Below are 12,499 nucleotides of genomic sequence, written 5' to 3' on the forward strand. Positions count from 1 at the left end.
AGGCTCTAGACCGAGATATCGACGCGAGAGCCTGCGGCGATGCCGACGGGTTGTCTTACGGAAGCGGTCTGGGCGGAGGCGGCTAGCTGGCCGCCAAAAGTCACTGCGACCTGGCCGTCATGGGTTGCCTCGAAGGACCTTGCGGCGATGCGGTCACGGTGGCCTAAGTCGGTTCTGGGAAGTGTGCGTCCAGAAACTCCAGGAACAGGGCCCAGTCTTCCGTCGTCACACCGTGCGTACCCCGCCGCATAAAAAAGGCCTGGGTCCGCACAAGGTCAGGCTTGGCCATACGAGTCTGTTCGAAGGCCTGCGCTCCATACAATTGGTAGACCGGCGAGGCCGCTTGCACCGCCCGAAAGGCGCCGGCCGGGTCAGACCAGGCGTCTCGGTCACCAGATCCGATCAGCACAGGACGCGGCGCGATGAGCGCCAGGAGCTGGTGCTGATCGACGGGGATCTCGTCTTCGCGCCCGGCATAGGTGGCGAAACGCGGCGTGAACCAGAACCCGAAGGTCCTGGTGATCTGGGCTACGCTTTCGCCCGCCTTGCTGCGGGTCAGGGCGGCTCCGCCACGACCGGACTGGTGGGCGATCACGGCGGCGATGTGCGGGTCGGTTGCAGCGGCCAGTAGCGCCGCCTTGCCGTTTCGGGAATGGCCCCACGCGACGACGGGTACGTTCTGCAGGCCTGGCTCGCGGTTCAGACTCTGGCCCAGAGCGGAGTATAGCCACGCCCAGGCCGCCAGAGCCCCACCCGGCGCGGAGCGTGAGGGGTTGCCATAGAGCCGGGCGAGCGCGGCCGACGCCATCTTGGGATCATCGGGCACAAGATCGCCGGCATAGACCAGGGCGACCGCATAGCCACGCTCGGTGACAAGGCTCAGAGGCGGCGCGTGCGGGTAGCGACCCAGGATGATGTGGCTGAGCGTCTCCATCGGATCGCGGCAAGGCCCGGGAGGATCGGTCAGCGACCGCACGTCGGCTAGGCGGTTATGGACGGCGACCGCGTTGCCACAAAAGTTCTGGATGACGATCAGCGCCCGGGGCGGGGTCGAGCCACCCGGTTGAACCAGCACCACATTGACCCGGCCGCGGTCGCCGCCTTGGCCAAACCCGATGGTCAATTGCTGCATCCGGGTTCCAGGCGCGACACGGTCGGCCGCAAGCGGCCTACGCGCCAAAACCTGGCTGGGAAGCGCGGGGGGCATTTCCCCATAGACCGATTGGGCCAGTGCGGCCCGGAGCAGGGGCGCTCTGCGCGCTTGCCAGTCCGAAGCGGCGGTGATGGGCGGGTCATCGCCAAACGGGCCCAGGACGGATGGCGAGGCCGGCGGCCCGCCGATGACGTCAAGGACCCTGGGGAAGATTTGAGAGTAGCTGACGCGGGTTACGGCCACCGTCGCCAAGAGTGCGAACAATCCCAGCCCGAGCTTCCGCATCCTCATCGCTCCTCCGGCAGCCTCATATCCGACGGCGCCTAGGCTTGGCCCAGGAGCCAAACCGACGCCACTCCAAATCGCCGCGTAACGATTTGGCCCCCTGGGAGGCGGTCGATGTAACCTTTGACCCACTCCCGACGTACTGGCTCATACATCGAAGATCTCCGTTGGATCGGCCGCGCAAGCGTCCGGTTCAGTCGGGGCTTTCGATCCACATTTGTCGCGTCTGCGGGCGCTGTCGAAAAACATGCAGGATCAAGCCAATGTTGAAAGCCGTCATCCTTGCGACCACGGTCGCTCTGGCCCTAGCCACGCTCCCGAGCGCTGCGCTCGCAGCCAAGCCGGAAATCTATACCCCAGCGTTCTCCAAGGTCGCGGTCGAGGGTTACGATCCCGTCGCCTATTTCACCCAGGGCAAGGCGGTGGAGGGCTCTGACGCCTTCACGACCACGTACAAGGGCGCGGAGTATCGCTTCTCTTCGGCGGCCAACCTCGCCCGCTTCAAGGCCAGCCCCGGCGCCTACGCCCCACAATTTGGTGGATATTGCGCATGGGCCGTCTCGCAGAACTACACTGCCAAGGGTGACGCCCAGTACTGGCGTATCATCAACGGCAAGCTGTATTTGAACTACAATGCCGATGTTCAAAAAAAGTGGGAAAAGAACACTTCTGGATTTATCGCCCAGGGCAATAACAACTGGCCGAACGTGCTTCAGAAATAGTCCAGACGCCGATGGCGCTCAGTGGATACTATCCGATGCAATCCAGGGAGATTCCTGTGTCACAAATAATTCGCTTTCTGCCGCACGTGATGGCGGTTTTCATGTCAGCCGTGTTTCTAGACAGCCTTCGCTTCAAGTTTCTCAACCTGCCGCAGACCCAAGTGATCTTTGGTCGGCTGGATGGTTGGGCGGCGACGCTTGGCGCGGAGGGACTGTTCGCCCAGACGGGCCTGTTCTCTCAGTATGTCATCGGCGCGATTGAGCTGCTGGCCGCGAGCCTGCTGCTGATCGGGATTATGCCGCGCTATCGCCATCTGCAGGCCGGCGGCGCCCTAGCGGGTCTGCTCGTGATGACGGGAGCCATCAGCTTCCATCTCTTCACCCCGCTTGGCGTGGATCCCAATAATGACGGCGCGGGGCTGTTCCTAGCCGCCTGCTTGAACTGGGCTTTCGCGGTCGGTCTGCTGGCGGTGTTCCGGCGTCAGCAGTTGCTTGTCCTGGGCGAACGCGTGCTGTCGATCTTCGCACCGAGCGGAAAGCCCTGATGACCATGATACCAGCGCAGCGGCGGGGTGGCAGGCGGGCTTCGGCCCCTCCCGCTCTGCATGGTAATCTGTGGACTGATGATTTGGCCTTTCAGAACGGTGTCGTCCAGGTCAGGACCACCGGCGCGGCGGTGCCCATTGACGCCGCCCTGGCGTGGGATGTGGCGCGCTGGCTGGCCTTCTATCTCCCCGTGCGGATCAAGGCCGGACTTCATCGTCTTGTGAAGCCCGGGCCGCGGGTGGCGTTCACGCCGCACGCCCCGCGTCCCTGGTACCTGATCTGGGTGGCCTCGGCCTGGGCCGGCGCGCGCTTTGTGCGCGATCCGGCGGCCGCCGACGTCGTGTTCAGGTTCGAGGATCAGACCCTTGCCGAGCCTTCGCCGGCCGACGCTGGCGCGATCAATGGCGCTTGCCTGGATGTTTCCAAGTCCAAGGTAGCGAAGGTTTTCGAAGCGGTGTTCGGCTATGCGCTGGCGATCGATCCGGAGGTCCATCAGGGCCTGGCTGTCGAGAAGGGCGAGGCCAATGGCGTCCACGACGGCCGGATCGTTCAGTGTCCCACCCAGCGGTTGCCCGGCCGCACCTACCAGCGCCTGATCGACAATATCGAGGACGGCCTGTCTACCGACCTGCGCACCCCGTTTGTCGGCGGCGTTCCCGCCTTGGTCTACATCAAGCAACGGCCGCAGGCCGCGCGCTTCGCCAACATGAACAGTCGGGTACGTCTGACGACGGTAGAGGCCGTGTTTTCATCGGCCGAGGTCGCCACGCTGGTGGCCTTCGCCAAGGCCATGGATCTGGACTGGGGTGGACTGGACGTGCTGCGCGATCGGGCAGACGGGCGGCTTTATGTGGTCGATGTCAACAAGACCGACATGGGGCCACCGCTGGCCCTGCCTTGGCTGGACAAGCTGAGATCGACCCGGACGATCGCGAGGGCGCTCAAACCCCTTTTGCAAGGCGCAAGGCCGTGATTCCATTCGTTCGCGATTTTGATTTTGACTATGCGCAGGTCAAATCGGTGTCGCCGCTGATCCGCCGCATCGTTGCGCGCAATCCCGGGCCCTTCACCTTTACCGGGACGGGCACGTACCTGATCGGTCGCGACGAGCCCGGCGCGGAAATCTTTGTCATCGATCCGGGTCCTGAGCTTGAGGAGCATCTGGACGCGATCCTGGCCACTACGGCGGGTCAGAGACTGACCCGGATCTTCGTGACCCATGCGCATATGGACCATTCGCCATTGGCCCGTCCTCTGGCCGCGCGAACGGGCGCGGTCATCTATGCCGGTCCCGAGCCCTGTCAGGCCTCCAATGGAGGCATTCGGTTGGAGGCGGGAGACGATCTGAGCTTTACGCCCGATGTTCCGCTTCATGATGGCGAGCTATTCTCTGCCGACGGCTGGACCTTGGAAGCCCTGGCGACGCCCGGTCATACTGCCAGCCACTATGGATACGTCCTGCAGAACGAGCAGGCGCTGTTTCCCGGCGACTGCGTGATGGGTTGGTCCACGACAATCATCAGCCCGCCCGACGGCGACATGGGCGCCTATATGGCCACCCTGGCCCGCATCCGGGCCAGACAATTCGCGGTGCTATGGCCGACCCATGGTCCGCCGATCACCCAGCCGGGCCCCTTCCTGGACGCCTATATCGCCCACCGGCGGCAGCGCGAGGCCCAGATCGTCGAGGCGTTGCAGCAGCGCGGCGAAGCGACGATCCGGTGCATGGTCCCCGAACTCTATGCCGGGCTGGAAACACGCCTCTACCCGGCTGCGTCTCATTCCATGCTCGCACATTTGATCGAACTGGTTCGGCGCGGTGTTGTGGATTGCCAGGGAGCTCCAGCGATAGGCTCGGTGTACCGGACGGTCGCCCCGAATGATCTGACAGGCGAAGTCGAGGCCAGAAGGTCGGCCGCGTGGTCCTGAGCCCGCAACCGGGCTGGCGCGATCGACACCTGATGACCGGCTTCCCGCCCGACCCCGCTGAGCGTGTGACGCGGGACAACTGGAACCGGTTTCCTCAGTCAATCTGGGCGTTCCAACATGCGCGGCAGCTGTTTCGCAGCAGCGGAGTCGCCCGGTCGCAAAACCCGCGAGCCTTGCCAGTGGCCCTGGCGGATCTAAAGCCGCTGCGCATTCCCGGCCCGGTCGGCAAGGGGATGAGCTGGCGCGACTATCTGGAGACCACTCACACGGATGCGGTGGTTGTCCTGCATCGCGGGGTGATCGTGGAGGAGCGCTATGGGCGTGACATGACGGCGGCGACGCCGCACATGGTGTTCTCGATCACCAAGTCCATTGTTGGCTTGCTGGCGGAAATCCTGGCGGCCGAAGGTGCAATCCACCTATCTGACCTAGTCGATCACCATGTGCCGGAACTGGCCACGAGCGCCTTCGCGGGCGCTTCGATCCGCGATCTGCTGGATATGGTCGACGGGGCGGCGTTCGACGAGACCTATGCCAATCCCGACGCCGAGATCCATACCTGGTCGCCGGCCTATTGGGGTCCGAAGACCGGCCAGCCGCCCTCCGTCGGCGTCTATGAAGCCCTGATCGGTTTGACCCGCCGGGCGGCCCCGCCGGGATCCCGCTTCGCCTATCGCACGCCGGTCGGGGACGTGATCGGCTGGGTGCTGAAACGGGCGACGGGCCAGGGGCTGAGCGATCTGATCACGACGCGACTTTGGGGGCCGATCGGCGCCGAGCACGACGCCTATCTGATCGTGGATCCCGCAGGTCAGGAGATCGCCGCGACGGGCTTCAATGCCACCGCCCGCGATCTGGCTCGCCTGGCGCTGATGCTCTTGGAGGACGGCAAGGTTGGGGATCTGAGCGTCGTGCCCGCAGGCGCCTTGGCCAGTCTGCGGCGCGGCGGTGACCAGGCCCTGTTCGCGGCGGCCGGCCAGCCGACCCGATCCGGTTGGTCCTATCGCAGTCTTTGGTGGCACACGCACAACACCCAGAGCGCCTTTTGCGCCCTAGGCGTCTATGGCCAGAGGCTGTTCATCGACCCGGTCAATCAAGTGGCCATCGTACGGCTTGGATCGCATCCCGAGGCCGGCAGCGCCCCGACCGACGCCCTGCACGCCGCCGCGTTCGACGCGCTGATCCAGGCCCTGGCCTAGACCGGCGAGCTCGCGCCGCGCTGTCAGGGCCGGAGCGAGTAACTGGGACGGGAGAGGCTCGATGGTGCTGCTCGGTCTGCTGATCTTGGTCGGCACTGATCAGCGTAAGTCCTTCAGACCCGGCGGATCGAGGTGATGGGCGCGCGAAACTGCACTATGTCGCCAACCTGCACGCGCCGTCCGCTTACGAAGACCCGATCGGCGACATAGGGCAGGATCGCGCGCCCGTGGCGGCGACCGGTCTCGTCGAGGAACAGCGGGGCCTGTGCATCGCCGCACGCATCGGCGCAGAACGCCAGGGGGAGACCGCCCCGCACGCACAGTGTGGCGCAGGCCTTGTGAGTCTTGCCAAAACCGGGGCGCATGGCGCCGAACCAGCATTTGGCGTCGAGGATTTCACCGACCAGCCCCATCGGCCCGAGGTCTTGCTCAGGGCTGAAAGCCAGGGGTGTTGCGGGCGCCTGGGTGACGGGCGCGATCCAGTCGCGGCCATCTGCGACGGCCAGCATCGCATGATCGCCGCGTTCGATCAGGCTCGCAGTGACGGTGACCGTTTGGCCGATAAGGCTTGCCGGCAATTGCACGGCAGTTTTTCCCGAGGTCGCGAGAAACGCGGTGCGCGGCGCGCCATCCAGATCGAGCGTTCGGAGCATGGGATAGGGGGTTGCCAGCAGCAGTCCGGTCCAGGCCCGCACCGCGCCCTGGGCCCAGACGCCGTCGCCAGGCGCGTTTTGCAGGCGCCCCAGGGCTGTTCCAAGCCCAGCCCCACCCGCAACCAGCGCCACGCCAGCCCCGATCATGAAACGGCGATCGACGCTGGAGATGTCGCTCGACCAGCCAATGAAGAATGAAGGGGGCTTTTTCATGCGGCGGCCTCTGGCGTCGTGCGCACGTAGACGACGCCGTCAAGGACACGCGTGGCGTAGGTGGCCACGCGGTCTGTGTAGGGCGCGGGCGCGCGGCCGTCGGTGAGTCTGAATTGAAAGCCGTGCCAGGGGCAGGTGACGCAGCCGTCCAGCACCCGGCCTTCACCCAGAGGGCCGCCCTGGTGGGCGCAAAGATTGGAAACGGCGTACAGGTTCTCGCCATCGCGAAACACCGCGATGCGTTCGCCATCCGCAACGGCCACGATCTTGGCGCGGCCATCCTCGATGTCGTGGGGCAGACCCACGCGAAGCCAGCCTTCAGGATCGGGCTTGGCCGCTTCGAGGTCAAAGCGCACTTCTCGGCGCCCGGCGAGACCATGCAGCAGCGTCACCAAGACGGCGCCGGCGCCGACGATCAGGGCGTAGGCCATGCCCTTTTGGCCCTGGACCGCGCCGAGCATGACGTGGGCCACGACCAGGGCGTAGGCCCAGTAGACGCTCATATGGATGGCCTTCCAGAGCACAGGCCCCAGATTGGTGTTCCAGAAGTCGTGGCTTGTGGCGGCCATCACAAACAGCACCAGCAGCGCGATCAGTCCCAGGCTCTCGAACGGGAAACCCTGCAGGGCAACGTAGCGCGGGTTCGAGGTCAGCAGCGAGACCAGCGGGTTGATGTCGGAGAAGCCATGATACCAGACGACGACCAGAGCGGCGTGCGTCAGGGCCAGACCGAAACAAACCACACCAAGGTGGCGGCGATTGTAGAGGATCGGCAAGAAGCGCGTGGAGAGCCGCGCCAGCGGGCCGATCATCAGAATGAAGGTCAGCAGCGCCAGCGCTGCGGCGCCAAACGCGCGGATCAGGATCTGGATGAGCAAGGGACGCTCGCCCGGAAAAGCGGTGATCGCGGACGCCACGAAGGCGGCGATGAAGGCCGCCACGCCAAAGGCGAGCACGGCGTCGAACGCCTTCTTGTACGGCGTCCATTGCACGGGTTTGTAGTCATGAGCCATCAGCGGGGCGTCTCGTCCTGCGCGGCGGGGCTAGGGCTGGAGACCTGTGGCTTTACCGCGATGGACGCGCCGAGGATGACGATCAGCGCCAGGGCGATCAGAGGCCAGATGCGCGCATGGGCTTTGCGTTGTGCGAGGTTCATGCGGCAAGCTTTCGTGGCTTGAACAGCAACACCAGGATGGCTGGCCAGAGCACGATCAGGCCGGGTGCGAGGATGGCCTTTACCGGCCAGGGCGCGACGGCAGCCGACGCATCCAGCCGCTTCATGAGGCCCAGGGTGAGCACGATCCAGAGCAGGGCGCCCAAGGACAGGTATGCGGCGAAGCCCATCCAGATCCAGGCCGCAAATTGTTCAGACACGATTGCGCTCCCTGACCGCTCGATAGTCTGGCGCAGACCCTCAAACGGAGCCTGATCCTAACCACATTCTCGTCCCTGGCGCATCGCTCATGCCAAGCAACAGCTATGGCCGCCAAAGGGCGGCAGGCGGCCGGGCGTTTTCGTCCAGGCGTGAAGGGGAGCGCCGATGGCAGAGAGACTGACATGAAGATGCCGCCACCTGAGCGACTTTTCAGGATCGTGCAGCTTTTGAGTGGGGCAGGACTCCAGTTTCGGCCGCTGCGCGCAGGGTGTGGAGGGTCTCCGATTCCAGCCAGCACAGGTAAAAGCCGACGCGTTTTACAGGTCAGACCGCCATCTTCAGAGGAATGGCTGGATCGGGCGCGACGCTCATCGCGGTCCATTGCAGATCGCCGGCGTAGCGCCACGCCATCCTGCCGGCCTCATCGAGGGCGAAGAGGTGCAGCCAGCGATTGTCGAACAGCGAGCGAACGCTCTCATGACGTTTGAGGATCTCGGTCATCGCCTCGCGCGGCGCTTCGATGCAGACAGACAAGCGAAGCGGCTCATGGACGTAGCGCTCGCCGTCATGCACGGATTGCCAAGGGAGACCGGCACGCATTACGCCGCCGTTCCCCTCGGCGACGCCGATGCCACCGACGACGTTGTGCAAGAGCTTGTTGCCGCTGCCGAACACGGTCGGCGCCACAGTGGATCCATAATACTGCAGGCTGATCCAGCTCGCGACGACCACGGGCGCCGTCAGGATCAGTTCCAGAACGCCAAAGTCCCGGTCCATCTTCCAGTCATAGTCATGAAGGAAGGCGCGTCCCTCCAGGGTCTTGCCCGCTGTCCGGCGACGCGGCGCTGCAATGAACGCCTTGCAACCGGCCAGCGCCCATTCGGGCCGCACTTCAGCCCAGTCGCGGCTCCGACGCTCAACACGACCCTCGCCCTCCGCTCTTGGCAGGCGTAGCGCCCGTTCGCCTCTTGAGATAACGCCTGCCGCCTCCAGCCAAAGCTTCGCCTGGCGAATATCGGACTGATGCGGCGCCGAGGACTGATCGTCCGCATAGAGTGTGACGGCGTCCGTCGTGGTGTCATGCAGGGCGCCGAGGAACAGCGTGTCGGCTGGGATCTCGATCCCTTCCGGCGACAGGCCCGCTCGCACCTCCGGGTCATTGAGCAACGCCGCCAGCAGCCGCGCATTGACCTCGCCGGAATAGCCGCCGCAGGCCCCGCAGTGAAGACCGCTGGCGTGGGGGTTGTTGACGACGTTCGCACCGTGTCCGGCCAGAAGCACAAGGCGTGCAAAGTTGCTTGTGAGCGACATGGCCCGCAGCACAGTCTCGGCGGCCTTGGTTCTCGTTGCGAGATCGAGAGCGGGATCAAGACGGGGTGCGGGATCATGGGGCGCGGCCGTGGGGTGAAGTCCCAACGCATCGCTGACGAGTTTGCTGACATAGACCGGGCCCGTCGCCTCGACGAAGGCGAAGGAAGAAACGGCGGCGAGCTTGAAGCGACCCCAGGCCCGCTTCGCGCGAGCCTTGAACCGCGCCGACTGGTCCGCCTCGGCGTCATCGGGGCCGCCAGAACAGGTGGTCACGCCCGGATTGAGCAGCACGGGCAACCGGTGCTCCTGCACATCGGATGCAAAGCGGCGATGGGAGGCCGTCAGCCCGAAGAACCCTGCAAACCCCAGGGTCTGGACATCCGGATTGACCGACTCCAGCGCCCGCCGAAAAACCTCGGACCGGACATCGATGCAGAAAGCGGCCTGGAGCGCGGGGCGTTTGCCGGTCGCAAGTGTCCCCGGCGCCGCCAGCGTTTCAGCCAGGGCCCGCTGCGCCGAGCGCTCCAGTGCGTCCTGCAGGATGGCGTCCACCACATGGTCGGCCGTAAGTCTGACAGGCGCCGCATGATGGGCGATAACCGCTTTCCAGCGATCGGCAATCTTGTCCTCGTAACGCTCGAGGAGGGCCGCTTCCCAGATCAGACGGATCGCCAGAAAGTCGGTTATGGTTGGGTCTTCAGCCCCGCCCAGCTCCGCCTGCCAGAGCCGGTAGCGGGCATATTGCGCCCAGCCGCCCAGTGTCATCAGCATCTGGTGGAAATAGGTTTCCAGGGCCTCAGCCGGAATGGCGATCTGCTGCGCCACGCTCGCAATCGCGCCCGAAGCCGTTTCCGGGGCCTCCGAAACACGGGTGGCAAAGCCTGCCAGGCCGACGATCTCGGGCGTCAGATCATGGGTGGCTACGGCGCGCCAGGCAGCGTAGGCGCCTCGACCGCGTGGGGCGGCCCAGAGCGCCTGGCCCTCATCGAAATATCCTGCCGCCCACGCCCCGAAGCGCTCCGCGATCAGCCCTGGCCAGTCGATTCCCGACACCTCGGCGGCGAGGTCGGCGATCGTCGGCAGCGCTCCTTCAGTCGATTTCGAGACAAGGGCGGCTGACTTGAGTGCGGCGAGACTTTCTGGACGCGGCGTCTGCAGCGCGCTGGCCAAGGCTTCCGACAGATCGCCGTCGGTGATGACGCCGCTGGCGATCCGCTCCTGGTACCAGCTTCGGGGCATGGTCACCGCGACGCCTGCTACCCGCGCCAACCGCGCGGCGACTGTGGCGAGGGTCTCACCGGTCTGGCCGAGGAACGGATTGACCGCAACGCTCGACGCCAGCGGCCAGACCGGAGGGATCGCCCGGGCGGCGCGATCAGCGGCGGCATCCAGCCTTGGGGTGTCGAGCATGATCGGAGTCTCTGAATTCATCATTTTGCCCTCCAGGCGGATCAAGTTGCGTTGCGCAGACGCCAGCCGCGCAGCAGCCGATCGAAAACCGCGTTGGCGTAGAAGCCGTTGGAGAGATGCACCCGCAGCCCTGCGGCCGCCGGGTGATAAGCCCAGAGCGGAAACATCGCCTGGACCACGGCGACGAGGCCGAAGCTGATGACCGCGAGCACCATCAGCGCCCACTGTAGCGGGCCCGGCGCGGGGACCTCGGGCAACGCGTCTGAGGTGAGCCAGACGGCGAGGGCCTGCAGCGCGAAGTAGCTGACGGAGGTCGCGACAGCATAGACGATCGTGCGCTGGGTCAGGGCCCGCGGCGCGGCGTCAGCCAGACCCTGGGCCAGCATGTAGGCGACGCCGAAGATCAGAATGGCGCCCAGGGCGATGGCCTGCGGCGACTTGTGCTGGAAGCCGAACGCGAACCCGACGATGCCAAAGATCGCCAGCGCCAGGAGAAAGGCGCGGCCAACCGCACCGGCCTTGGGAATGGCCACGGGGCCAGGCCTGCGATTGGCGGCGATCAGGTCGACCGCCCCGCCGGAGGCCAGGAAGGAATGGGCCTTGTAGAGCGAGTGAGCCACGATGTGCAGCAGAGCCAGCGGGAACAGCCCGAGCCCGCACTCCAGGATCATGAAGCCCATCTGGGCGACCGTCGACCAGGCCAGTGAGGTCTTCACCGCAGGCTGGGTCAGCATCACCAGACCGCCGAACAGCGCGGTGAACCCGCCGACCACCACCAGGACCGCCAGAACGCCCGGGGCCAGCAACATCACGTCAGCGAGGCGGATCAGCAGAAACCCGCCGGCGTTGATGACGCCCGCGTGCAGGAGTGCAGACACTGGAGTCGGGGTTTCCATGACCTCGGTCAACCAGCCATGCAGAGGGAATTGCGCCGATTTCAGGAGCGCCGCCACCGCCAGAAAGCCCGCGGCCGTCATCGCGAGTCCGCCGCCGTTCCCGGCGCGCGCGCTGCTCAGGATCTGGGAGATGTCGGCTGTGCCGTAGGCCAGGGCCAGTAACACCGCCGCAGCGATCAGGGCCGCATCGCCGAGCCGCGCGGTGACGCGCTTCTTGGCGGCGGCGCGCTGGGCGGCGACGCGGTCCGGATAGAACAGCAGGAGCCGGTGCAGAGAGAGGCTCGTCGCAACCCAGGCCAGAACAAGTTGGACCAAATTACCCGAGAGCACCAAGAGAAGCACCGAGGCCAGCGTCATGCAGAGCCAGCCGGTGAACGCACCTTGTCGCGCCTCGCCGTCCAGATAGGTGGCGGTGTAGCGCACCACGATCCAGCCAATGAACGAGACCAGCAGGAACATCGCGGCGCTGACGGCGTCGAGCCGGAGGGACAGGCCGATGCCGTGCAACCCGATCAGGCGGCTGTCTCCCGACCCGTGCAGGACGAGCCCTCCCGCTGAGATCGCCGCGACTACCAGGGCGACAAGGGCCGCGGCTTCAGCCAGCCGGGGAAGGACGCGAGGCCTGCGGCCAGGGGTGATGACGCCGACGGCGGCGCACATCAACAGCGCCAGGGGCGCTACAAACGGCAGGAGATCGATTGGCACTGGTTCTTCCCCACTCACCGCCTGTTGCGGGCCGGGTGCCGAGTTAGATCGTTCCGGAGCATGCGGAAAATTCATTGTTCCGGTGACATCATTCTGTTTTAC

General features: G+C 65.5%; 12 protein-coding genes. 5 read left to right on the plus strand and 7 right to left on the minus strand.

The genetic code is table 11. The annotated features are described in order from the left end of the window. Positions 1-163 precede the first annotated feature (163 nt). Entirely contained in the window at positions 164-1,132 is a 969-nt protein-coding gene (locus tag ACN2C8_RS00610) for a hypothetical protein (RefSeq protein WP_419253826.1), read from the minus strand. Positions 1,133-1,701: 569 nt separating this feature from the next. Here ACN2C8_RS00610 and ACN2C8_RS00615 point away from each other — a divergent pair. From ACN2C8_RS00615 to ACN2C8_RS00635, 5 genes are all read left to right on the plus strand, one after another. Beyond that, positions 1,702-2,160: a YHS domain-containing (seleno)protein gene (locus ACN2C8_RS00615; RefSeq protein ID WP_419253827.1), complete on the plus strand. Its 459-nt coding sequence runs from the start codon at positions 1,702-1,704 to the stop codon at positions 2,158-2,160. A 35-nt stretch (positions 2,161-2,195) separates the two neighbouring features. Beyond that, on the plus strand, positions 2,196-2,705 hold the full coding sequence (locus ACN2C8_RS00620; protein WP_419253829.1) for a hypothetical protein: 510 nt from the start codon (positions 2,196-2,198) through the stop codon (positions 2,703-2,705). A gap of 83 nt (positions 2,706-2,788) precedes the next feature. Further along, positions 2,789-3,679: a hypothetical protein gene (locus ACN2C8_RS00625; RefSeq protein ID WP_419253831.1), complete on the plus strand. Its 891-nt coding sequence runs from the start codon at positions 2,789-2,791 to the stop codon at positions 3,677-3,679. Then, positions 3,676-4,635 carry an MBL fold metallo-hydrolase gene (locus ACN2C8_RS00630; protein WP_419253833.1) on the plus strand — a complete coding sequence of 320 codons (960 nt, stop codon included), beginning with the start codon at positions 3,676-3,678 and terminating at the stop codon, positions 4,633-4,635. Before ACN2C8_RS00625 ends, ACN2C8_RS00630 begins: the two co-directional genes overlap by 4 nt. A gap of 179 nt (positions 4,636-4,814) precedes the next feature. Then, positions 4,815-5,834, plus strand: a complete 1,020-nt coding sequence (locus ACN2C8_RS00635) for a serine hydrolase domain-containing protein (protein WP_419253834.1) — start codon at positions 4,815-4,817, stop codon at positions 5,832-5,834. A 113-nt stretch (positions 5,835-5,947) separates the two neighbouring features. Here the strand turns inward: ACN2C8_RS00635 and ACN2C8_RS00640 are convergent, their stop codons facing one another. From ACN2C8_RS00640 to ACN2C8_RS00665, 6 genes are all read right to left on the minus strand, one after another. Further along, positions 5,948-6,700, minus strand: a complete 753-nt coding sequence (locus tag ACN2C8_RS00640; protein ID WP_419253836.1) for a hypothetical protein — start codon at positions 6,698-6,700, stop codon at positions 5,948-5,950. Next, the gene (locus tag ACN2C8_RS00645) at positions 6,697-7,713 is read right to left on the minus strand and encodes a Rieske 2Fe-2S domain-containing protein (protein WP_419253838.1); all 1,017 of its coding nucleotides are present in this window, start codon (positions 7,711-7,713) and stop codon (positions 6,697-6,699) included. Before ACN2C8_RS00645 ends, ACN2C8_RS00640 begins: the two co-directional genes overlap by 4 nt. Further along, positions 7,713-7,856, minus strand: a complete 144-nt coding sequence (locus ACN2C8_RS00650; protein ID WP_419253839.1) for a hypothetical protein — start codon at positions 7,854-7,856, stop codon at positions 7,713-7,715. The genes ACN2C8_RS00645 and ACN2C8_RS00650 overlap by 1 nt, the downstream gene beginning before the upstream one ends. Next, positions 7,853-8,074 carry a hypothetical protein gene (locus ACN2C8_RS00655; protein ID WP_419253841.1) on the minus strand — a complete coding sequence of 74 codons (222 nt, stop codon included), beginning with the start codon at positions 8,072-8,074 and terminating at the stop codon, positions 7,853-7,855. Before ACN2C8_RS00655 ends, ACN2C8_RS00650 begins: the two co-directional genes overlap by 4 nt. A gap of 325 nt (positions 8,075-8,399) precedes the next feature. Then, positions 8,400-10,796 (minus strand): YbcC family protein, encoded by a 2,397-nt coding sequence (locus ACN2C8_RS00660; protein WP_419253843.1) that lies wholly within the window; start codon positions 10,794-10,796, stop codon positions 8,400-8,402. 41 nt (positions 10,797-10,837) lie between these two features. Next, positions 10,838-12,397 carry a proton-conducting transporter membrane subunit gene (locus tag ACN2C8_RS00665; protein WP_419253845.1) on the minus strand — a complete coding sequence of 520 codons (1,560 nt, stop codon included), beginning with the start codon at positions 12,395-12,397 and terminating at the stop codon, positions 10,838-10,840. Between the last annotated feature and the right edge of the window lie 102 nt (positions 12,398-12,499).

Origin of the sequence: Caulobacter sp. ErkDOM-C (genome assembly GCF_048541825.1) — a bacterium.
Classification (GTDB): Bacteria; Pseudomonadota; Alphaproteobacteria; order Caulobacterales; family Caulobacteraceae; genus Caulobacter.

What these genes read in the sequence shown, in the direction of transcription:
- ACN2C8_RS00660 (WP_419253843.1), bottom strand. Translation starts at nt 10,796, where the DNA reads ATGCTCGACACCCCAAGGCTGGATGCCGCCGCTGATCGCGCCGCCCGG.
- ACN2C8_RS00645 (WP_419253838.1), bottom strand. Translation starts at nt 7,713, where the DNA reads ATGGCTCATGACTACAAACCCGTGCAATGGACGCCGTACAAGAAGGCG.
- ACN2C8_RS00650 (WP_419253839.1), bottom strand. Translation starts at nt 7,856, where the DNA reads ATGAACCTCGCACAACGCAAAGCCCATGCGCGCATCTGGCCTCTGATC.
- ACN2C8_RS00620 (WP_419253829.1), top strand. Translation starts at nt 2,196, where the DNA reads ATGCAATCCAGGGAGATTCCTGTGTCACAAATAATTCGCTTTCTGCCG.
- ACN2C8_RS00610 (WP_419253826.1), bottom strand. Translation starts at nt 1,132, where the DNA reads ATGCAGCAATTGACCATCGGGTTTGGCCAAGGCGGCGACCGCGGCCGG.
- ACN2C8_RS00615 (WP_419253827.1), top strand. Translation starts at nt 1,702, where the DNA reads ATGTTGAAAGCCGTCATCCTTGCGACCACGGTCGCTCTGGCCCTAGCC.
- ACN2C8_RS00640 (WP_419253836.1), bottom strand. Translation starts at nt 6,700, where the DNA reads ATGAAAAAGCCCCCTTCATTCTTCATTGGCTGGTCGAGCGACATCTCC.